Origin of the sequence: Streptomyces endocoffeicus, assembly GCF_016741935.1 — a bacterium.
GTDB classification, from domain to species: domain Bacteria; phylum Actinomycetota; class Actinomycetes; order Streptomycetales; family Streptomycetaceae; genus Streptomyces; species Streptomyces endocoffeicus.
On sequence record NZ_JAERRG010000014.1, the window covers coordinates 179,431 to 200,167 of the forward strand.

Consider the following 20,737-nt stretch of genomic DNA (forward strand, 5'->3'; position numbering starts at 1 on the left):
CCTGCGGCGGGCTGTTCCCCTCCCCGCCCCTTCCCACAACTGGGGCTCCGCCCCAGACCCCGGGGTCCAGGGGCGAAGCTCTGCCACACGGCGGACACCCCCGCAGCCGCGTCTTTCCCGTCCCCCCGCACGCCCTCCGGGCGTGGCCTCAATCGCCGGCCGGGCTGGAAGGAGCCGACGGTCAGGCCCAGGGCAGCTCCGAGCGGTGCCGCCAGTAGGTCTCCGGGGGCTCGGCCAGTCGCTCCAGCCGGGCCGACCGGGACTCGTCCAGGCGGAGGTCGGCGGCGGCCAGGTTGGAGCGCAGCTGGTCCATCGTGGCGGCGCCGGAGAGGACGACCGTCACCCAGGGCCGATCCAGCACCGCGGCCAGGGCGACGGCGTCCGGAGCGGCGCCCGTCTCCTCGGCCACCTGGCGCAGGGCCTCAGGAAGCCGCTCGGCGGCCTCGGTGAGCCGGCCGTTGGCCACGGCTTCCTTGACGATGACCGCCCGGCCCGCCTCGTGGGCCTCGGCCAGCGCCGCCCCGGCCGACGGCTCCAGCAGGTTGTAGGTGGACTGGACGGTGCGGAAGAGCGGCCGGCCGTCGACCTCCACGGCCAGCGCGGCCCGGATCGCCTCGGCCTGGCGCGGACCGCTGGTGGACACGCCGACCGTCACGCCCTCCGCGGCGAGCCCGGCCAGCCGCGCGTGCAGCTCGGGGTCGGTGAGGGCCGGGCTTTCGGGGGTCACCGAGTGGATCTGGTAGAGGTCCAGCCGGTCGCCGAGCAGCGCGTCGGTCAGCTCGCGCTGCCGGTCGAAGGTCTCGACGCCATGGTCCTTGACCTCGTGGGTCTCGGCGTCCGTACGCCACTCGGCGACATACGTATAGCCCCACTTGGAGCCGACGACCACGTCCCGGGCGGCGTCCGGGCGGTCCCGCAGCCAGTCGGCGAGGAACTCCTCGGCCCGGCCGTAGGAGCGCGCCGCGTCCAGATAGCGCACTCCGGCGGCGTACGCGGCGTCCAGCAGCTCATGGCTGCGCCGCCGCATCACCTCGACCGGGCGCTCGGCCGGGAGGTCGCGGTCCCGGCCGAGGTTGATGTAGGCGGGGCGGCCGACCGCGGCCAGGCCGAGCCCGATCCGGGCCGCCCCCGCTCCGGGGGCCGCGATCTCCGTGAGACGTTCGACGCCCATACTCCGTGTCCCCACCTCTCCCTTTCGGTCTGTCGCTGTCAGCGCTTGGCGCCCGCCCACGCGTACTGGGCGGCCAGATCCTCCTTGACCTCCGCGAGCTGGGCCCGCACCGCCTTGGGGGCGGTGCCGCCGCGTCCGTCGCGCGAGGCCAGCGCGCCCCGCACATTGAGAACGCCGCGGACCTCCGGCGTCAGATGCGGGGAGATCTTGGCGAACTGCTCATCGGTGAGCTGGTCGAGCTCGATGCCCGTCAGCTCGCACTCCTTGACGCATTCCCCCGCGACCTCGTGCGCCACCCGGAACGGCACGCCCTGCCGCACCAGCCATTCGGCGATGTCGGTGGCGAGCGAGAACCCGGCCGGGGCCAGCTCCTCCATGCGCTCGCGGTTGACGGTCAGCGTGGCCATCATCCCGGTGAAGGCCGGGAGCAGCACCTCGAGCTGGTCGCAGGAGTCGAAGACCGGCTCCTTGTCCTCCTGGAGGTCGCGGTTGTACGCGAGCGGCAGGGCCTTGAGCGTGGCCAGCAGCCCGGTGAGGTTGCCGATCAGCCGGCCGGACTTGCCGCGCGCGAGCTCCGCGATGTCCGGGTTCTTCTTCTGCGGCATGATCGAGGAGCCGGTGGAAAAGGCGTCGTGGAGGGTCACGAAGGAGAACTCCTTCGTGTTCCAGAGGATGATCTCCTCGGCGATCCGCGACAGATCGACGCCGATCATCGCGGTGATGAACGCGAACTCGGCGACGAAGTCACGGGAGGCCGTGCCGTCGAGCGAGTTGGCGGACGAGCCCCGCTCGAAGCCGAGGTCGGCGGCGACCGCCTGCGGGTCGAGGCCCAGCGAGGACCCGGCCAGCGCGCCCGAGCCGTACGGCGAGACGGCGGTGCGCTCGTCCCACTGCCGCAGCCGCTCCGCGTCCCGCGACAGCGCCTGGACATGGGCGAGGACATGGTGGGCGAACAGCACCGGCTGGGCGTGCTGGAGGTGCGTACGGCCGGGCATCGCGACGTCCGGGTGCGCCTCGGCGAGCCCCACCAGGGCCTGCTGGAGGTCGGCGATCAGCCCGCCGACGATCCGGGCGTGGTCGCGCAGATACATCCGGAAGAGGGTGGCGATCTGGTCGTTGCGGGACCGTCCGGCCCGCAGCTTGCCGCCGAGGTCCGGGCCCAGCCGCTCCAGCAGTCCGCGCTCCAGGGCGGTGTGGACGTCCTCGTCGGCGATGGTGCCGGTGAAGTCACCGGAAGCGACATCGGCCTCCAGCCGGTCCAGGCCCGCCAGCATCCGCTCCAGCTCATCGGCGGTGAGCAGCCCCGCCGTGTGCAGCACCCGGGCGTGGGCGCGGGATCCGGCGATGTCGTACGGCGCCAGGCGCCAGTCGAAGTGCACGGAGGCGCTGAGCTTCTCCAGTGCCTCGGACGGGCCGTCGGCGAAGCGGCCGCCCCAGAGCCGGACGTCACCGCTGTTGCCGTTGCTCACGCTGTTGCTCCTGTCGGCTGTGGGTGTGCGACCGCCTCCCCGCCGCGGGGCGGGGAGGCGGCTCGTGACGCGTCGCGTACGTCGGGTACGCGGGCATGACGCTGGTGCGAAGGCTACTGCCGCAGGTCCCGCTTCGCGGCGATCTTGCTGGACATCCCGAAGATCTCGATGAAGCCCTTGGACAGCGACTGGTCGAAGGTGTCGCCGGTGTCGTAGGTCGCCAGGTGGAAGTCGTACAGCGAGGTGTGCGACTTCCGTCCGGTGACCACGGCCCGGCCGCCGTGCAGGGTCATCCGGATCTCGCCGGACACGTGCTCGTTCGCCTCGGCGATGAATCCGTCCAGGGCCCGCTTGAGCGGCGAGAACCACAGACCGTCGTAGACCAGCTCGCCCCAGCGCTGCTCGACCTGCCGCTTGTAGCGGGCCAGCTCGCGCTCGACGGTGACGGCCTCCAGCTCCTGGTGGGCGGTGATCAGCGCGATGGCGCCGGGCGCCTCGTAGACCTCCCGCGACTTGATGCCCACCAGCCGGTCCTCGACCATGTCGATCCGGCCGACGCCCTGGGCACCCGCCCGCTCGTTCAGCCGCTGGATGGCCTGGAGCACGGTGACGCGCTCGCCGTCGATCGCGACGGGGACGCCCTTCTCGAAGGTGATGATCACCTCGTCGGCCTCGCGCGGGGTGGCCGGATCGGAGGTGTACTCGTAGACGTCCTCGATCGGCGCGTTCCAGATGTCCTCCAGGAAGCCGGTCTCCACGGCCCGCCCGAAGACGTTCTGGTCGATCGAGTACGGGGACTTCTTGGTGGTCGCGATCGGCAGGCCCCTGGCCTCGCAGAAGGCGATCGCCCTGTCCCGGGTCATCGCGTAGTCCCGGACCGGCGCGATGCAGGTCAGATCGGGTGCGAGGGAGGAGATACCGGCCTCGAACCGCACCTGGTCGTTCCCCTTGCCGGTGCAGCCGTGGGCGACGGTCCCGGCGCCGTGCTTGCGGGCGGCGGCCACCAGGTGTTTCACGATGGTCGGCCGGGACAGCGCGGAGACCAGCGGGTAGCGGTCCATGTACAGCGCGTTGGCCTTGATCGCCGGAAGGCAGTACTCCTCGGCGAACTCGTCCTTGGCATCCGCGACCTCCGCCTCGACCGCCCCGCAGGCGAGCGCGCGCTTACGGATGACGTCCAGGTCCTCACCGCCCTGGCCGACATCCACGGCGACGGCGATGACCTCGGCATCCGTCTCCTCGGCGATCCAGCCGATGGCGACGGAGGTGTCCAGGCCGCCCGAGTAGGCGAGTACGACGCGCTCGGTCACGGGTGCCTCCTTACGATCCATACGCTTCTTCTGCATGAGTATGCACTGGTCCGTATGTTTCGTCAAAATCGGCGGGCGTTTGACCGCCGAACGCCGCGGCGCGTTCGCGGTAGCACCTGCCCATTCGGCCGCCGGGCTGAGACCATGGCGGGGCGGGGAGCGCAGCTGCGGACCGAGGGGGAGTCGGGGCCGGTGCAGAAGAAGCAGATGATGGTGCTCGGCGCATTCGTGGTCGGGGTCCTGTGGATCAACAACCACGGTGACGGCAACACCCGCGACGACAAGTCGCCGAATCCCCATCAGACGGCCCGGTATCCCGTCCACTTCGAGAGGGACGACGGGAAGGACGACGGGAAGAAGGGCGGTGGGAAGGGCGGCAAGAAGCAGCCCGAACCGCGCTCAACGGTGTCCTACCCGATCAAGTTCCACCATCGATGACATCCGTACCGGTACGGACGGGGGACCGCTCCGGCCGAGACGACTCCCACCCGCCCAAGGCCGTTCATGGCGCCGTGGGAAGGCGTTCGGAACCGGAACGCACGCTAACCGCCATGAATCACCTGAACACTGCCCCCAGCCGCCGCCGGTTCCTCGCCGCGGCGGTCGGCGTCGGCGCCACCGCCGCCGGGACGTCCGGGGTGGCGGCCGCCGCCACCGGCCCGCGGCCGCTGCGCGTGGCCACGTTCAACATCCACCACGGCGCGAGCCCCGCCGACGTCCTGGACCTGGAGCGCGTGGCCCGGGTGATCCAGGCCATGCGGGTGGACGTCGTCGGCCTGCAGGAAGTCGACCGGTTCTGGAAGCGCAGCGGCTTCGTCGACCAGCCCGCCTGGCTGGGCGAGCGGCTGGGGATGCGGCACGCCTTCGGCGCCAACCTCGACCTGGACCCGGAGGAGCCCGGCCGGCCGCGCCGTCAGTACGGCACCGCGGTGCTCTCCCGCCGGCCGATCCGGTCCTGGACCAACACCCATCTGCCGCTCGTTCCCGGCCATGAGCAGCGCGGTCTGCTCCAGGCGACGCTGGACGTGCGCGGCGGCTGCGTCGAGTTCGCCGTGACGCATCTCCAGCACAACGACAGCCAGGAGCGCGAGCGGCAGTCCGCCCGGATCGTCGAACTCCTCGGGTCCTCCCCGGAGCGCACCATCCTGGTCGGCGACCTGAACGCCACGTCCGAGACCCCGGAGATCCGGACCCTGACCGACGTGCTCGGCGATGTGTGGCCCCAGGCCGGCACCGGCGACGGCTTCACCTACGACTCCGTCAACCCGCACGCCCGGATCGACTTCCTCCTCCCCTCCCGCGACCTGCGCCCGCTCACCGCCCAGGTGTTCACGGCGGACCCGGAGGCGTCGGACCACCTGCCGGTGGTGAGCGAGCTGCTGCTGCCCGTGCGCCACCGCCGGCGACGCCCGGGACCTGTGAATCCTGAGCCGGACCTGTGAGCCACGGCCGAAACCTGTGAATCCCGGCGGCCTTTGAGTCATCCCGCGCTCGGGGCCGTATTCCCTTGCGCCGGAGCCCAAGGGAAGGGGACAGGCCGTGACGACGCTACTGAACAGCCGGGCCGGGCGGCGGCAGGCCATGCGCCGCATCCAGCCTCGCCGTTCGCATGCCGTGCCGTTGATCCTGCTGAGTCTGGCGGGTGCGGCGGCGGTGCTGTCGCTGTGGTGGCAGAACACTCCGAACGTCGAGGGCACCGCGCAGTGGCTGACCCACGCCGGGCGGCTCAGCGGGCTGCTCGGCGGCTATGTCCTCGCCCTCGTCGTCCTCCAGATGGCGCGCGTTCCGGCGCTGGAGCGGCGGGTGGGGTCGGACCGGGTCTCGCGGTGGCACGCGTTGAGCGGGCGGTACGCGCTGTGTCTGATCGTGGCGCATGTCGGGCTGATCATCGCGGGCTACGCGGAGCAGGCGGGCACCGGCTTCGTCGACCAGTCCGTCACCGTGGTCATGGACTACCCGGACATGATCAAGGCGGTGATCGGCACCGGGCTGCTGGTGGTGATCGGGCTGATCTCGGCGGGCATGGTGCGCCGCCGGATGTCGTACGAGGTCTGGTACTACCTGCATCTGCTCACCTATCTGGCGGTCTTCCTGACGTTCTGGCACCAGCTCGCGACCGGCGCGGAGTTCGTCGGGAACAAGACCGCGGAGACCGCCTGGTACGCGCTGTACGGCACGGTCACCGCACTGGTGGTCTGGTACCGGCTGCTGGTGCCGCTGCGGCTGAACCTGCGGCACCGGATGCGGGTGGAGGCCGTCGTACCGGAGGCGCCCGGAGTGGTGTCGGTGCTGATCAAGGGGCGCAAGCTGCACCGGATCGGGGCGCAGGCCGGACAGTTCTTCCGATGGCGGTTCCTGGCCCCGGGGATGCGCTGGGGCTCCCATCCGTACTCGCTCTCCGCGCCGCCCCGGCCGGAGCTGCTGCGGATCACGGTGAAGGCGGTGGGCGGCCACAGCACGGGGCTGGCCTCGCTGGAGCCGGGGACGCGGGTGTGGGCGGAGGGGCCGTACGGGGCGATGACCGCGGCGCGGCGCAGCCGCGGCAAGGTGCTGATGATCGCGGGCGGCGCCGGGATCACCCCGATCCGGGCGCTGTTCGAGACGCTGCCGGGCAAGGGCAGCGACCTCACCCTGCTCTACCGGGCCCGCAGCGTCGGGGACCTGGCGCTGTGGAACGAGCTGAAGCAGATCGCGACCGAGCGCGGGGCCCGGCTGCTGTACGCGGTGAACGGCCCGGACGGCGCCCGGCCGGAGATCACCGCGGAGCGGCTGGGCCATCTGCTCCCCGACATCGAGGACCACGACGTCTATCTGTGCGGCCCACCGGGCCTGGCCGAGCACGCGTACGGGGCGCTGCGCGAGGCGGGGGTTCCGGATCGCCGGATCCACCACGAATCCTTCGAGCTGTGACCGAGACGTCCGGGCCGTGCCCCAGTCGTCCGGGCCGTGCCCCAGTCGTTTGAGCCGTGACCCAGTCGTTCGAGCTGTGACCGAGGTGAAGCCATGAAGAGGAAGCATCCGCTGCGCCGCATCGTCGTGGGAACGGCCGCCACCGTCTCCGGTGTGGTGCTGTTGCTCGCGCTGAAGCAGCCGGGTTCGGGGGGCGGCCAGACCGTCGCCGAGAACCAGCCGGGGCAGGCGCCCCCCGTCGCGGCCACGGCACCGCCGGGCGGGGGCGGCGCGAGGGCCGGGGCGGGTGCGGGCGGCGCCCGTACGGTCACCGGCGACGCCGTACAGACGCAGTACGGCCCGGTCCAGGTGAGCCTCACCGTCAACGGTGGGAAGATCACCGGCGCGCAGGCGGTCAAGACGCCGGACTCCGGGCCGCGCAGCGAGCAGATCGCCAAGGACTCCATACCGAAGCTCAACCAGCAGGCGGTGTCCGCGGCGAAGGTGGACACGGTCTCCGGAGCCACCTACACCAGCGAGGGCTACGCCAAGTCGCTGCAGAGCGCGCTCGACAAGGCGGGTGCCAAGTGATGTACGGAATGGGCGAACCCGAGCCGCTGCGCCATGTCGAGCACGTCATGGGCACGGTCTTCTCCTTCGACGTCCGCGAGGTCGCGCCCGCCGACCGGCCCCGGGTGCAGGCCGCGCTGGACGGGGCCGTGGTGGGGCTGCACCGGGTGGACGAGCTGTTCTCCACCTATCGCCGGGACAGCCAGATCAGCCGGCTGGGGCGCGGTGAGCTGACGCTGTCGCGCTGCGATCCCGAGGTCCGGGACGTACTGCGGATGTGCGAGGACGCCGAGCACCGCAGCGGCGGCTGGTTCACCGCCCGCTACGCCGGTGGCCGCCTCGACCCGACGGGCCTGGTCAAGGGCTGGGCGGTGGAGCGCGCCGCCCAGATGCTGGTCTCCTCGGGCGCCGGGTCGGTATGTGTGAACGGCGGCGGCGACGTCCAGGTGCACGGCGGCCCCTGGCGGGTGGGCATCGCCGATCCACTGCGCCGGGGCGAGCTGGCGGCGATCGTGGAGGCCCGCGGCGAAATGGCCGTGGCCACCTCGGGCCCGGCCGAGCGGGGCTGCCACATCCTGGACCCCCACACCGGGCGCCCCCCGGCGCAGGGCCTGGCCTCGGTCACCGTGATCGCCACCAGCCTGGCCGACGCGGATGCCGTGGCCACCGCGGCCTGCGCCATGGGCGCCGAACGCGCCCGCCCCTGGCTGGGACGGCTCCCCGACGCCGAGGCATTCGTCATCACCGCGGACGGCTCCACCTGGCACACCAGCGGCTTCGCCCGCTATTCGGCGGAGCTATGTGTATAAGGCGATCCCTCTGTATCAGACGATCGCTCGGTATAAGGCGATCGCTCGGTAGAGGACGATCCCTCAGCGGCGCTCACTCCTTGCCGCGGATCGCCTCGGCCAGGACCTGGACATGGCCGTGGTCGAGGTCCTTCACGGCCGTGAGGAGGGTCAGAGGGCCGGAGGCGGTCAGCTCGCGGAGGTGGGCGACGGCCTCGTGGCGCTCCGGGGTGGTGAGCTCGGCGCGGTAGCGGCGGGTGAATTCCGGGAAGAGGTCCGGGTCATGGCCGTACCAGCGGCGCAGCTCGGTGGACGGGGCGGCGTCCTTGGCCCATTCGTCCAGCTGGGCGTCGGCCTTGGCGAGGCCGCGCGGCCAGACGCGGTCCACCAGGACGCGGGTGCCGTCGTCCGGGTCGGGGGCGTCGTACACCCGGCGGATCCGGATCGCGGGCTCGGTCGCGGACGCTCGCGCGGAGGCTTTCCTGGTGGCCATACGCCCATGGAAACATCGACCCGGCGACCACCCGCAGGGATAATGCGCCACATGGGAAAGGTGTACGAACGCATCGACGGCAGACTCCGCACCTTCATCGAAGAGCAGAAGATGTTCTTCACCGCCACCGCCCCGCTGGCCGGGGACGGCACGGTGAATCTCTCCCCGAAGGGGCTGGCCGGCTCCTTCGCCGTGGTCGACGAACTGACCGTGGCCTATCTGGACTTCGCGGGGAGCAACGCGGAGACCATCGCCCATCTGCGGGAGAACGGCAGGATCACCCTGATGTGGTGCGCCTTCACCGGACCGCCGAACATCGTGCGCGTCCACGGCCGGGGCGAGCCGGTGTTCCGTGACGATCCGCGCTTCTCCGCGCTGCTGGCGCACTTCCCGGACATCGATGTCGACGACCACGGGCTGCGGGCGATCATCGTGGTGACGGCCGAGCTGATCCGGGACACCTGCGGTTACGCGGTTCCGTATCTGGACTACCGCGAGGACCGCCCGCTGCACGCCTCCCGCTTCCGGCGGGAGGACGACGAATCGCTGGACCGCTACTTCCACAAGAAGGAGCACATCGCCAGCAGCATCGACGGTCTGCCGGGGCTTCCGCTGCCGCTGCCGCCGCTCGGTTCGGCATAGTGGGTGTAGTGACCACATAACGAGACGGTGTTGCGGAAGGCGGCTCCGGAAGCGTTCCATCACGCGGTGCGATCCGAATCGAAGAGCTCCGCGGCCAACTCCTCGACGACGGCGGGGCAGGTGCCCTCGCCGTCACCGGAGCCCGCTGCCGCCGACCGGGCGGCCCGGCGGGCCGTCACCGTCTTCCCCCTCCTCGTCCTCGCCGCCGGTGCGGCGGGCCTCACCACGCCCGGCACCTTCAGCGGCTGGGCGCCGAACGTGCCCTATCTGCTCGGCGTGGTGATGTTCTGCATGGGGCTCACCATGACCCCGCGGGACTTCTCCGGTGTGGTCAAGCGGCCGTGGGCGGTGGCGCTCGGGCTGGTCGCGCACTATGTGATCATGCCGGGTCTTGGCTGGCTGATCGCCAACGCCCTCGGTCTCTCCCCGCAGTTGGCGGCCGGTGTCATCCTGGTCGGCTGTGCGCCGAGCGGAACGGCCTCCAATGTGGTGACGTATCTGGCGCGCGGCGATGTGGCGCTGTCGGTGTCGGTCGCCACCGTCTCCACGGTGCTCGCGCCGCTGGTCACCCCGCCGCTGACGCTGCTGCTGGCCGGGGAGTTCCTGCCGGTGGACGCGGAGTCCATGGTCACCGACATCCTCAAGACCGTGCTGTTGCCGGTGGTCGGGGGGCTGATCGTACGGCTGGTCGCCGGGCGGTTCATCCAGCGGGCGCTGGGGCTGCTGCCCTGGCTGTCGGCGGTCACCATCGGCGTGATCGTGGCCATCGTGGTGGCGGCCAGCGCGGACGCCATCAAGTCGGCGGCGGCGCTGGTACTGCTCGCCGTGGTGCTCCACAACGGGCTCGGCCTGGCGCTGGGCTACGGGGCCGGCAAGCTGGCCCGGCTGGGCGCGCCCGCCAGCCGGGCCATGGCCTTCGAGGTCGGCATGCAGAACTCCGGGCTCGCCGCATCCCTGGCCGCCGCCCACTTCAGCCCGCTGGCCGCGCTCCCGGCCGCGGTGTTCTCCGTCTGGCACAACGTCTCGGGGGCGGTGGTGGCGGCCTGGATGTCGTACCGCGCGCGAAGCCGCAGCGCCTAAGCGCTCCGCGGGAAGTGCCGCGAAGTGGGGTCGTTCATCCGCGGCTGCATCGTGGCTGGTCGCGCCCACGCGGCGGAGCCGCACATCGACACAGCCCCGCGCCCCTATGGGGCGCCTCAGCGCTCCTTCTGGGCCAGCCGCAGCAGGTGGTCCGCGAGCGCCTGGCCGCCCAGCGGGTCGCGGCTGATCAGCAGGAGCGTGTCGTCGCCCGCGATGGTGCCGAGGATGTCGTGCAGCTCCGCCGAGTCGATGGCCGAGGCGAGGAACTGGGCGGCGCCCGGCGGAGTGCGCAGCACCACGAGGTTGGCCGACGCCTCCGCCGAGATCAGCAGCTCACCCGCCAGCCGGGCCATCCGCGCCTCGCTCGCCGACTCGCCGAGCGGGGCGCGCGGCGTCCGGTCGCCGCCCTCGCTCGGCACCGCGTAGATCAGCTCACCGCCGGTGTTGCGGATCTTCACCGCGCCCAGCTCGTCCAGGTCCCGGGAGAGCGTCGCCTGGGTGACGGAGAGCCCGTCGTCCGCGAGCAGCTTGGCGAGCTGGCTCTGGGAGCGCACGGCCTGCCGGTTCAGGATGTCCACGATCCGGCGGTGGCGTGCGGTGCGGGTCTGCGGCACGGCCGGTCCGCCGTGGTTGGCGTCCTGCGCGTCGGTGTGCTGCGCCTCGGTCATCGGTGTCGTCAGTCTCCGGCTCGTCGTTCCCCGTCTCCCTCATGTGCGGCGTCCAGGACGGCGGGCAGCTCCCGGAGGAAGGTGTCCACCTCGCCGTCGGAGATGACGAGCGGCGGGGCGAGCCGGACCACATCCGGCGCGACCGCGTTCACCAGGAGTCCCGCGTCCTGAGCCGCCTTCTGCACCTGCGGCGCGAGGGACTCTGTGAGCACGATACCGAGCAGCAGCCCGGCGCCGCGGACCCGGGCGACCAGTGCGTGGTCGAGCGACTCGATTCCGTTACGCAGCCGCTCCCCCGCCCGCTTGACCCGGTCCAGGAGGCCGTCGGCGGCGATGGTGTCGAGGACGGCGAGACCGGCGGCGCAGGAGACGGGGTTGCCGCCGAAGGTGGATCCGTGCTGCCCCGGGGTCAGCAGATCGGCCGCGGGCCCGAAGGCGAGGGTGGCGCCGATGGGCAGCCCGCCGCCGAGCCCCTTGGCGAGGGTGACGACATCGGGCTCGATGCCCTGCGCCTGGTGCTCGAACCAGTGCCCGGTCCGCCCGATCCCGGTCTGGATCTCGTCGAGCACCAGCAGGGTGCCGGTGGCCCGGGTGATCTCCCGCGCCGCGGCCAGATAGCCGGCCGGCGGCACGATGACGCCGTTCTCGCCCTGGACGGGCTCCAGGATGACGAGGGCGGTGTCGGTGGTGACGGCCGCGCGCAGCGCCTCCACGTCCCCGTACGGCACGTGCGTCACATCGCCGGGCAGCGGAAGGAAGGGCTCCTGCTTGGCGGGCTGGCCGGTCAGGGCCAGCGCGCCCATGGTGCGGCCGTGGAAGCCGCCCTCGGTGGCCACCATATGGGTGCGCCCGGTCCGCCGCCCGATCTTGAAGGCGGCCTCGACCGCCTCCGCGCCGGAGTTGGAGAAGTAGACGCGTCCGGAGCGGCCGAAGAGCTGGAGCAGCCGCTCGGCGAGCGCCACCGGGGGTTCGGCCACGAAGAGGTTGGAGACATGGCCGAGGGTGGCGATCTGGTCGGACACCGCCCGGACGACGGCGGGGTGGGCATGGCCGAGGGAGTTGACGGCGATACCGCCGACGAAGTCGAGGTACTCCTTGCCGTCCGCGTCCCAGACCTTGGTGCCCTCGCCGTGGGTGAGCGGGAGGCGGGGGGTGCCGTAGTTGTCCATGAGCGCCCCCTGCCAGCGCCGCTTCAGCTCCGCGTTGCTCACTGGTCCTCCCCCTTGTCGCCGTGGTTGCTCTTGTCGTCGATCACGGTCCCGTCCGGCAGGACCATCGTGCCGATGCCCTCGTCGGTGAAGATCTCCAGCAGGATGGAGTGCGGTACCCGCCCGTCGAGCACACGGGCGGTGGTGACCCCGTTGCGCACGGCGTACAGGCAGCCCTCCATCTTCGGCACCATGCCGCTGGCCAGCTCCGGGAGCAGCTTCTCCAGCTGGCTCGCGGTGAGCTTGCTGATCACCTCGTCGCTGTTGGGCCAGTCGGCGTAGAGGCCCTCGACATCGGTGAGCACCATCAGCGTCTCGGCGCCGAGCGCGACGGCGAGGGCGGCCGCGGCCGTGTCGGCGTTGACGTTGTAGACATGGCCGTCGTCGGCGCTGCGGGCGATGGAGGAGACGACCGGGATCCGGCCGTCGTCCAGCAGGGCCCGGACCGCGCCGGTGTCCATCTCGGTGATCTGGCCGACCCGGCCGATGTCCACCTGCTCGCCGTCGATCTCGGCGAAGTGCTTGGTGGCGGACATCAGATGGGCGTCCTCGCCGGTCATGCCGACGGCCAGCGGGCCGTGCCGGTTGAGCAGCCCGACCAGTTCGCGCTGGACCTGTCCGGCCAGCACCATCCGTACGACGTCCATGGCGTCGTCGGTGGTGACCCGCAGCCCGGCCTTGAACTCGCTCACCAGGCCGTGCCGGTCCAGCTGTGCGCTGATCTGGGGGCCGCCGCCGTGGACGACGACGGGGCGCAGGCCCGCGTGGCGCAGGAAGACGACGTCCTGGGCGAAGGCGGCCTTCAGCTCTTCGTCGACCATGGCGTTGCCGCCGAACTTGACCACCACGGTCTTGCCGTGGTGGCGGGTCAGCCAGGGCAGCGCCTCGATGAGGATGCGGGCCTTGGGCAGGGCGGTGTGTTTACGGGTGGTGGTCGGCTGGCTCATGATGAGTAGGCGCTGTTCTCGTGGACGTAGTCGGCGGTGAGGTCGTTGGCCCAGATGACCGCCGAGGCGCTGCCCGCGGACAGGTCGGCGGTGATGCGGACCTCGCGGTAGCGCATGTCGACCAGCTCCCGGTCCTCGCCCACCGAACCGTTCTTGCACACCCAGACGTCGTTGATCGCGACATTGAGCTGGTCCGGTTCGAAGGCGGCCGAGGTGGTGCCGATCGCGGCGAGCACCCGGCCCCAGTTGGGGTCCTCGCCGTGGACGGCGCACTTGAGGAGGTTGTTGCGGGCGATGGAGCGGCCCACCTCCACCGCGTCGTCCTCGGTGGCCGCGCCCACGACCTCGATCCGGATGTCCTTGGAGGCGCCCTCGGCGTCCCCGATCAGCTGACGGGCGAGATCGGCGCAGACCTCGCGGACCGCCTCGGCGAGCTCCGCGGCGTCGGGGGCGGCACCAGAGGCGCCGGAGGCCATCAGCAGCACCATGTCGTTGGTGGACATGCAGCCGTCGGAGTCGACCCGGTCGAAGGTGGTGCGGGTGGCGGCGCGCAGCGCGGTGTCCAGCCCGGGGGCGTCCACGTCGGCGTCGGTGGTGAGCACGACGAGCATGGTGGCCAGGCCCGGGGCCAGCATCCCGGCGCCCTTGGCCATACCGCCGACGGTCCAGCCGGCGGGGCTCTGTACGACGGCCGTCTTGTGGACGGTGTCGGTGGTCTTGATGGCGATCGCGGCCTTCTCGCCGCCGTGCGGGGAGAGCGCCTCGGCGGCCTTGCCGACCCCGGACAGCACCGCGTCCATGGGCAGCCGGACGCCGATGAGCCCGGTGGAGGCCACGGCGACCTCGCCCGCGCTGTGGCCGAGGGCCTCGGCGACCTTCTCGGCGGTGGCGTGGGTGTCCTGGAAGCCCAGCGGGCCGGTGCAGGCGTTGGCGCCACCGGAGTTGAGGACGACGGCCGAGACCTGACCGCCCTTGATGACCTGCTCGGACCACAGGACGGGGGCGGCCTTGACGCGGTTGGAGGTGAAGACGGCCGCGGCGGAGAGGCACGGGCCGGTGTTCACCACGAGGGCGAGGTCGGGGTTTCCGTTCTCCTTGATCCCTGCCGCGACGCCGGAGGCCGTGAAGCCCTGGGCTGCCGTAACGCTCATGGAGCGACTCCGATCGTGGAAAGTCCCAGCTCCTCGGGGAGGCCGAGGGCGATGTTCATGCTCTGCACCGCGCCGCCCGCGGTGCCCTTGGTGAGGTTGTCGATGGCGCTGATCACGAGGGCGCGGCCGGCCGCCTCGTCATGGGCGACCTGGAGCAGCGCGGCGTTGGATCCGCAGACGGCGGCGGTGGAGGGCCACTGGCCCTCGGGGAGGAGGGTGGCGAACGGTTCGTCCCGCAGCGCCTTGTCGTACGCGGCGCGCAGGCTCTCCCCGGTGACTCCGGGCCTGGCCTTGGCGCTGCAGGTGGCGAGGATGCCGCGGGGCATCGGGGCGAGGGTCGGGGTGAAGGAGACCGACACCCGCTCCCCCGCCGCGGCGGACAGGTTCTGGATCATCTCGGGGGTGTGCCGGTGGCCGCCGCCGACGCCGTACGGGCTCATCGAGCCCATGACCTCGCTGCCCAGCAGATGCGGCTTGGGCGCCTTGCCTGCGCCCGAGGTCCCGGAGGCGGCGACGATGACCGCCTCGGGCTCCAGCAGCCCGGCCGCGTACGCCGGGAAGAGCGCGAGGGAGACGGCGGTGGGGTAGCAGCCCGGCACCGCGATGCGCTTGGTGCCCTCCAGCGCGGCGCGGGCGCCGGGCAGCTCGGGCAGGCCGTAGGGCCAGGTGCCGGCGTGCGGCGAACCGTAGAACCGCTCCCAGTCCGCCGCGTCCTTCAGCCGGAAGTCGGCGCCGCAGTCGATGACCAGGACCTGGTCACCGAGCTGCTCGGCCACGGCGGCGGACTGCCCGTGCGGCAGCGCCAGGAAGACCACATCATGCCCGGCCAGCGCCTCGGCGGTGGTGGGCTCGAGCACCCGCCCGGCCAGCGGGAGCAGATGGGGCTGCAGCCCGGCGAGGGGCTGTCCGGCGTTGGAGTTGCCGGTCAGGGTGCCGATCTCCACCTCCGGGTGGGCGAGCAGCAGCCGCAGCAGTTCCCCGCCCGCGTATCCGCTCGCGCCCGCCACCGCAGCACGTATGGCCATCGCCGTCGTCCTCCCTAGATGATGGCATGACTATACGATTCACGACAGCTTTATGCAAAAGGTGGCCGGATTCCCACCCCGAGGTGACGGAGCTCAGATGATCAGGACCCGGCGCCCGCGCGTGTGACCGGCCTGGCTGTCGATATGCGCCGCCGCGGCCTCGGCGAGCGGGTACGACTTCTCGACCGGGATGTGGAGCTTCCCCCGTGAGATGAGGCCGACGGCCTCGGCGAGCGCTTCCGGCACGCTCCCGGCCACGCCGGAGAATCGGACGCCGAGCTCCGGCGCCCCGAGATCGGCGATGGAGATCACCTTCCGCGGATCCCCGGTCAGCTCGATGAGCTCGCGGATCACCCCCGAACCGGCCAGATCGAGAGCCGCGTCGATTTGGCCGAGCCGCCGCACCCGCTCGACCCAGCCCTCGCCGTACGTCGCGGGGACGGCACCCAGGCTCCGCAGATAGTCCTGGTTCGCGGCCCCGGCCGTGCCGATCACCGTGATGCCGCGGTCGCGGGCGATCTGCAGCACCGCCGATCCGACTCCCCCGGACGCACCGCTGACCAGCAGCGTCTGCCCGGACCGCACCCCGACCTCGCGGATGACGCGCAGCGCGGTCTCCACCACGGAGGGGTATCCGGCCGCCTCCTCGAACGTCAGCCCCTCGGGCATCCGGGCCCAGGCCGACAGCACGGCGAACTCGGCATAGGTGCTCGAACCCTCGCCGAACACACGGTCGCCGACCTCGACCCCTTCGACGCCCTCGCCGATCTCGTCCACCACCCCGGAGGCGTCAAGACCGACTCCGGAGGGCAGCTCGATCGGATGGGCGCCCAGGACCTGGCCTTCACGGATCCGCCAGTCGACAGGGTTCACGCCCGCCGCCCGTACGGCGACGCGTATCTGGCCGGGGCCCGCGTGGGGCTCCTCGGCATCCAGCAGTTGCAGAACGTCCGGACCGCCGAACTCGGCGAAGCTCACTCTCTTCATGCCGCCGACCGTAGCACTAACAGTTAGCGTTTAAAAACGGTTCTGGTTTTGCATCTGATAGCGTGAGTCCATGACCGTGCCGCCCGGACGCCGTGAGCGCAAGAAGGCCGCGACCCGCCAGAAGATCGCCGATACCGCCCTGCGGCTCTTCCTGGAACGGGGGTACGAAGCGGTGGGCATCCGTGATGTGGCCGCCGAGGCCGACGTGGCCGTCACCACGCTCTTCTCCCACTTCGCCGCGAAAGAGGCCCTGGTGTTCGAGCAGGACCAGGACTTCGAGCGACGCCTCACAGAGGCGGTCACCGGCCGGGCGCCGCACGAACCGCTCCTCCCGGCGCTGCGCCGCGAGATCCAGGCCCTGGTGCGCCATTGCACGGCGGACAGCGCCGCCCCGATCTGGCACATGATCGACGCATCACCCGCCCTGCGGGAGTACGAGGAGTCGATGAGGCTGCGCCATGCGGAGTCGCTCGCAACGGCCATCGCCGCCGATCCCGGCCTGTCGCGGACCACGACGGCCTGCCGGACGATCGCGAGGTTCGTGATCGACGCCTATGCGGTGGCCCGTGAGGCGGCCGAGCCGGAGGCCGCGGTGGACGAGATCTTCCGGATGATCGAGGCGGCCTGGGAGGTCGCCTCACCGTCCCGGCGTACGTGAGGAACCGTTCCTCCGGGTAGAACAGGAACCGCCCCCGGCCGGGCGAGTGCCGGCCGGGGGCGGTGTGGTGCGGTCGTGCGGTGGTGCGTCAGGCGTGCCAGGTGTGCCAGGCGGGTCAGCCGAGGGTGGCGAGGGCCTGGTTGAGGGTCGCGGACGGGCGCATGACGGCCGCGGCCTTGGCGGTCTCGGGCTGGTAGTAGCCGCCGATGTCGGCCGGGGAGCCCTGGACCGCGAGCAGCTCCTCGACGATCGTCTGCTCCTGGGTGGAGAGCGCGTCGGCGAGCTGGGCGAACGCCTTGGCCAGGTCGGCGTCGTCGGTCTGCTGGGCCAGCTCCTGGGCCCAGTACAGGGCCAGGTAGAAGTGGCTGCCGCGGTTGTCGATACCGCCGACGCGACGGCTGGGCGACTTGTTCTCGGCCAGGAAGGTGCCGGTCGCCCGGTCGAGGGTGTCGGCGAGGACCTGGGCCCGCGCGTTGCCCGTCTTCTGCGCGAGGTGCTCGAAGCTGACCGCGAGGGCCAGGAACTCGCCCAGGCTGTCCCAGCGCAGGTAGTTCTCCTTGACCAGCTGCTGGACATGCTTGGGCGCCGAGCCGCCCGCGCCGGTCTCGAACAGACCGCCGCCGTTGATCAGCGGGACGACCGAGAGCATCTTGGCGCTGGTGCCCAGCTCCAGGATCGGGAACAGGTCGGTCAGGTAGTCACGCAGGACGTTGCCGGTGACCGAGATCGTGTTCTCGCCGCGGCGGATCCGCTCGAGGGAGAGCTTGATCGCCTCGACCGGGGCCAGAATCCTGATGTCCAGACCCTCGGTGTCGTGCTCCGGCAGGTACGCCTTGACCTTCTCGATGAGGTTGGCGTCGTGGGCGCGGCCCTCGTCCAGCCAGAAGACGGCCGGGTCGCCGGTGGCGCGGGCGCGGGTGACGGCCAGCTTGACCCAGTCCTGGATCGGCACGTCCTTGGTCTGGCACATCCGGAAGATGTCACCGGCGCCGACGACCTGCTCGATGACCGCGTTGCCCGCCCCGTCCAGGACGCGGACGGTGCCGGTGGTGGGGATCTCGAAGGTCTTGTCGTGGCTGCCGTACTCCTCGGCCTTCTGCGCCATCAGGCCGACGTTGGGCACCGAGCCCATCGTGGCCGGGTCGAAGGCGCCGTGGGCGCGGCAGTCGTCGATGACGGCCTGGTAGATCCCGGCGTAGCTGCTGTCCGGGATCACCGCGAGGGTGTCGTGCTCCTCGCCGTCCGGGCCCCACATGTGGCCGGAGGTGCGGATCATGGCCGGCATGGAGGCGTCGACGATGACGTCGGACGGCACATGCAGGTTGGTGATGCCGCGGTCGGAGTCGACCATGGCCAGCTCCGGGCCCTCGGCCAGCTCGGCGTCGAAGGACGCCTTGATCGCCGCGCCCTCGGGCAGGGCCTCCAGGCCCTTGAGGATGCCGCCCAGACCGTCGTTCGGGGTCAGCCCGGCGGCGGCGAGGGTCTCACCGTGCTCGGCGAAGGTCTTGGGGAAGAAGGCGCGTACGCCGTGGCCGAAGACGATCGGGTCGGAGACCTTCATCATCGTGGCCTTCAGGTGCAGCGAGAACAGCACGCCCTCCGCCTTGGCGCGGGCCACCTGCGCCGAGAGGAACTCGCGCAGCGCCGCGACGCGCATCACGGAGGCGTCCACGACCTCGCCCGGCAGCACCGGTACCGACTCGCGCAGCACGGTCGTCGAGCCGTCATCGCCCGCCAGCTCGATGCGGAGCGAGCCGTCCTCCGGGATCACCACGGACTTCTCGGTGGAGCGGAAGTCGTCGGTGTCCATGTGGGACACATTGGTCTTGGAATCGGCCGTCCAGGCGCCCATGCGGTGCGGGTTGGCCTTGGCGTAGTTCTTCACCGAGGCCGGGGCGCGGCGGTCGGAGTTGCCCTCGCGCAGCACCGGGTTCACCGCGGAGCCCTTGACCTTGTCGTAACGGGCGCGGATCTCCCGCTCCTCGTCGGTCTTCGGGTCGTCCGGGTAGTCCGGCAGCGCGTAGCCCTGCTCCTGCAGCTCGGCGACCGCGGCCTTCAGCTGCGGGATCGAGGCCGAGATGTTCGGCAGCTTGATGATGTTGGCCTCGGGGGTCTTGGCGAGGTCACCCAGCTCGGCGAGGGCGTCGGGGATGCGCTGGCCCTCTTCCAGGTGCTCGGGGAACTGGGCGATGATCCGGCCCGCCAGGGAGATGTCCCGGCTCTCCACGCTGACCCCTGCCGTGGAGGCATAGGCCTCGATCACCGGCAGGAACGAGTACGTCGCGAGGGCAGGGGCCTCGTCCGTGTGCGTATAGATGATGGTCGAGTCAGTCACCGGGTGCTCCGCTCCACGTCTGCAACATTGCTCGACATCAAGATATCTGGTGCCGAGTGCTTTCCCGAAAGGGCCCTGGGCAGAAAGCTGCGCCCTGGTCACGGACCGCGCTCCGATGGGATCGTCCGGTCCATGCCGATGACTCTGCGGGGCGCGCGGGTGGCGCTGCGCCCCACCGTCCCTTCCGATGTTCCCTCCCTGGCCGCGATCCGCGCCACGCCCGAGGTGTACGCGCGCTGGCGGGGCGGCGAGGACCTGGTGGCGGCGGTGCGCGAGGATCTGGCCGAGCCGGGCGCCGAGCAGCTGACCATCGAGGACGAGGGCGTCGTGATCGGCTTGATCCAGTGGTCGGCCGAGGCCGATCCGGAGTACCGGCACGCGAGCATCGACATCTATCTGGACCCGGCGGTGCACGGGCGGGGGCTGGGCACCGACGCCGTACGCACCCTGGCCCGCCATCTGATCACCGACCACGGCCACCACCGCATCGTGATCGACCCGGCGGCCGACAACGCCGCAGCGATCCGCTGCTACCGCAAGGTCGGCTTCCGGCCCGTCGGCGTCATGCGGTCCTACGAGCGCGGAGCCGACGGTACGTGGCATGACGGGCTGCTGATGGATCTGCTGGCCGAGGAACTCACACCGTGAGCGGAGCCCCGGGGAGCGTTCGTGTCACGTACCGTCCACGCGCAGCCGCCACTCGCCCGCCCGGCCGGTGAGGGTGACCGTGGAGAGCGGACGGATGTCGACGTTCCAGTAGCAGTGCGGCGGCGCCTTGATCGCGTACATCAGGGCGGCGCGGACCACCCCGGGGTCGGCCACGGCCACCATCTTGGCGTGGTCCTCGGCCGGGCGGGTGTCCAGCCAGCCGCCGATCCGCATGATGAACGCGTGCAGCGACTCCCCGCCGTGCGGTGCGGAGCGCGCATCGCCGAGCCAGGCGTCCACCTCCGTGGGTTCGCGCGCCATCACATCGGTGAGGGAACGGCCCGCCCAGCGGCCCATGTCGCAGTCGCGCAGGGCGAGTTGGACCAGTGGCGTGAAGCCCAGCGCGTCGCCGGTCTCCCGGCTGCGGGTCGACGGCGAGCAGTAGCGCAACTCCGCCGCGGCCAGCGGCAGCAGCCCGGGGGCCGCGCGCTCGGCGGCGAGCCGGCCCTCCGGATCCAGCGGCCGGTCGTCGCCGAAGCGCTCCCCCAGCCGGGAGGAGCTGCGGCCGGCGGCGACCAGCGTCAGCCGAAACGTCATCCCGGCATCGTACGGTCACGGCCGCGGCCAGATGACCCGCTACCGGCAGTAGACCGGACGATCCGGTGTGCGCCGGATCACCTGGGCGGCTCGAAGCGGCC

At 71.5% G+C, this 20,737-nt stretch carries 21 protein-coding genes; 9 read left to right on the forward strand and 12 right to left on the reverse strand.

Features of this window, described 5'->3' with window-relative positions; all coding sequences use genetic code 11:
- Window positions 1-181 precede the first annotated feature (181 nt).
- The 3 genes from JK364_RS30850 to JK364_RS30860 all read right to left on the reverse strand — a co-directional run bounded on the left by JK364_RS30850 (window position 182) and on the right by JK364_RS30860 (window position 3,950).
- Window positions 182-1,171, reverse strand: a complete 990-nt coding sequence (locus JK364_RS30850; RefSeq protein ID WP_201854621.1) for an aldo/keto reductase — start codon at window positions 1,169-1,171, stop codon at window positions 182-184.
- A 38-nt stretch (window positions 1,172-1,209) separates the two neighbouring features.
- A complete protein-coding gene (argH, locus tag JK364_RS30855) occupies window positions 1,210-2,640 on the reverse strand; it encodes an argininosuccinate lyase (protein WP_201854622.1) in 1,431 nt (476 codons plus the stop codon).
- A gap of 113 nt (window positions 2,641-2,753) precedes the next feature.
- Window positions 2,754-3,950, reverse strand: coding sequence for an argininosuccinate synthase (locus JK364_RS30860; RefSeq protein WP_201854623.1), 1,197 nt, complete (start codon window positions 3,948-3,950; stop codon window positions 2,754-2,756).
- Window positions 3,951-4,094: 144 nt separating this feature from the next.
- Between JK364_RS30860 and JK364_RS30865 the strand changes: the two genes are divergently transcribed.
- From JK364_RS30865 to JK364_RS30885, 5 genes are all read left to right on the forward strand, one after another.
- Window positions 4,095-4,388, forward strand: coding sequence for a hypothetical protein (locus JK364_RS30865; protein ID WP_201854624.1), 294 nt, complete (start codon window positions 4,095-4,097; stop codon window positions 4,386-4,388).
- Between the two features lie 113 nt (window positions 4,389-4,501).
- Complete coding sequence (locus JK364_RS30870) at window positions 4,502-5,392, forward strand: endonuclease/exonuclease/phosphatase family protein (protein WP_201854625.1); 891 nt, start codon at window positions 4,502-4,504, stop codon at window positions 5,390-5,392.
- 139 nt (window positions 5,393-5,531) lie between these two features.
- Window positions 5,532-6,860, forward strand: a complete 1,329-nt coding sequence (locus tag JK364_RS30875; protein ID WP_201854704.1) for a ferredoxin reductase family protein — start codon at window positions 5,532-5,534, stop codon at window positions 6,858-6,860.
- 93 nt (window positions 6,861-6,953) lie between these two features.
- On the forward strand, window positions 6,954-7,430 hold the full coding sequence (locus JK364_RS30880; protein WP_201854626.1) for an FMN-binding protein: 477 nt from the start codon (window positions 6,954-6,956) through the stop codon (window positions 7,428-7,430).
- A gap of 8 nt (window positions 7,431-7,438) precedes the next feature.
- Window positions 7,439-8,218 carry an FAD:protein FMN transferase gene (locus JK364_RS30885; RefSeq protein WP_230992737.1) on the forward strand — a complete coding sequence of 260 codons (780 nt, stop codon included), beginning with the start codon at window positions 7,439-7,441 and terminating at the stop codon, window positions 8,216-8,218.
- 73 nt (window positions 8,219-8,291) lie between these two features.
- Here the strand turns inward: JK364_RS30885 and JK364_RS30890 are convergent, their stop codons facing one another.
- A complete protein-coding gene (locus tag JK364_RS30890; protein WP_201854627.1) occupies window positions 8,292-8,690 on the reverse strand; it encodes a DUF488 domain-containing protein in 399 nt (132 codons plus the stop codon).
- A 51-nt stretch (window positions 8,691-8,741) separates the two neighbouring features.
- On the opposite strand from JK364_RS30890, the gene JK364_RS30895 reads away from it, so the two are divergent.
- Together JK364_RS30895 and JK364_RS30900 are read left to right on the forward strand one after the other, a co-directional pair.
- On the forward strand, window positions 8,742-9,332 hold the full coding sequence (locus JK364_RS30895; RefSeq protein ID WP_201854628.1) for a pyridoxamine 5'-phosphate oxidase family protein: 591 nt from the start codon (window positions 8,742-8,744) through the stop codon (window positions 9,330-9,332).
- Window positions 9,333-9,452: 120 nt separating this feature from the next.
- The gene (locus JK364_RS30900; RefSeq protein WP_201854706.1) at window positions 9,453-10,412 is read left to right on the forward strand and encodes a bile acid:sodium symporter family protein; all 960 of its coding nucleotides are present in this window, start codon (window positions 9,453-9,455) and stop codon (window positions 10,410-10,412) included.
- 116 nt (window positions 10,413-10,528) lie between these two features.
- Here JK364_RS30900 and JK364_RS30905 read toward each other — a convergent pair whose 3' ends face one another.
- The 6 genes from JK364_RS30905 to JK364_RS30930 form a co-directional block, all read right to left on the reverse strand.
- Entirely contained in the window at window positions 10,529-11,080 is a 552-nt protein-coding gene (locus JK364_RS30905) for an arginine repressor (protein ID WP_201854629.1), read from the reverse strand.
- Window positions 11,081-11,088: 8 nt separating this feature from the next.
- Window positions 11,089-12,291, reverse strand: a complete 1,203-nt coding sequence (locus tag JK364_RS30910; RefSeq protein ID WP_201854630.1) for an acetylornithine transaminase — start codon at window positions 12,289-12,291, stop codon at window positions 11,089-11,091.
- Window positions 12,288-13,235 (reverse strand): acetylglutamate kinase, encoded by a 948-nt coding sequence (gene argB / locus JK364_RS30915; protein ID WP_201854631.1) that lies wholly within the window; start codon window positions 13,233-13,235, stop codon window positions 12,288-12,290. The genes JK364_RS30910 and argB overlap by 4 nt, the downstream gene beginning before the upstream one ends.
- Entirely contained in the window at window positions 13,232-14,386 is a 1,155-nt protein-coding gene (gene argJ, locus JK364_RS30920) for a bifunctional glutamate N-acetyltransferase/amino-acid acetyltransferase ArgJ (protein ID WP_201854632.1), read from the reverse strand. Before argJ ends, argB begins: the two co-directional genes overlap by 4 nt.
- Window positions 14,383-15,411, reverse strand: a complete 1,029-nt coding sequence (gene argC / locus JK364_RS30925) for an N-acetyl-gamma-glutamyl-phosphate reductase (protein ID WP_201854633.1) — start codon at window positions 15,409-15,411, stop codon at window positions 14,383-14,385. The genes argJ and argC overlap by 4 nt, the downstream gene beginning before the upstream one ends.
- Before the next feature lie 93 nt (window positions 15,412-15,504).
- Window positions 15,505-16,398, reverse strand: a complete 894-nt coding sequence (locus tag JK364_RS30930; RefSeq protein WP_201854634.1) for an NADP-dependent oxidoreductase — start codon at window positions 16,396-16,398, stop codon at window positions 15,505-15,507.
- A 70-nt stretch (window positions 16,399-16,468) separates the two neighbouring features.
- Between JK364_RS30930 and JK364_RS30935 the strand changes: the two genes are divergently transcribed.
- Window positions 16,469-17,056: a TetR/AcrR family transcriptional regulator gene (locus JK364_RS30935; protein ID WP_201854635.1), complete on the forward strand. Its 588-nt coding sequence runs from the start codon at window positions 16,469-16,471 to the stop codon at window positions 17,054-17,056.
- A gap of 115 nt (window positions 17,057-17,171) precedes the next feature.
- Here JK364_RS30935 and JK364_RS30940 read toward each other — a convergent pair whose 3' ends face one another.
- Window positions 17,172-19,391, reverse strand: coding sequence for an NADP-dependent isocitrate dehydrogenase (locus JK364_RS30940; protein WP_201854636.1), 2,220 nt, complete (start codon window positions 19,389-19,391; stop codon window positions 17,172-17,174).
- Window positions 19,392-19,529: 138 nt separating this feature from the next.
- Between JK364_RS30940 and JK364_RS30945 the strand changes: the two genes are divergently transcribed.
- A complete protein-coding gene (locus JK364_RS30945) occupies window positions 19,530-20,039 on the forward strand; it encodes a GNAT family N-acetyltransferase (RefSeq protein ID WP_201854707.1) in 510 nt (169 codons plus the stop codon).
- A 24-nt stretch (window positions 20,040-20,063) separates the two neighbouring features.
- On the opposite strand, the gene JK364_RS30950 is transcribed toward JK364_RS30945, so the two are convergent.
- Window positions 20,064-20,636, reverse strand: coding sequence for a histidine phosphatase family protein (locus tag JK364_RS30950; RefSeq protein ID WP_201854637.1), 573 nt, complete (start codon window positions 20,634-20,636; stop codon window positions 20,064-20,066).
- Between the last annotated feature and the right edge of the window lie 101 nt (window positions 20,637-20,737).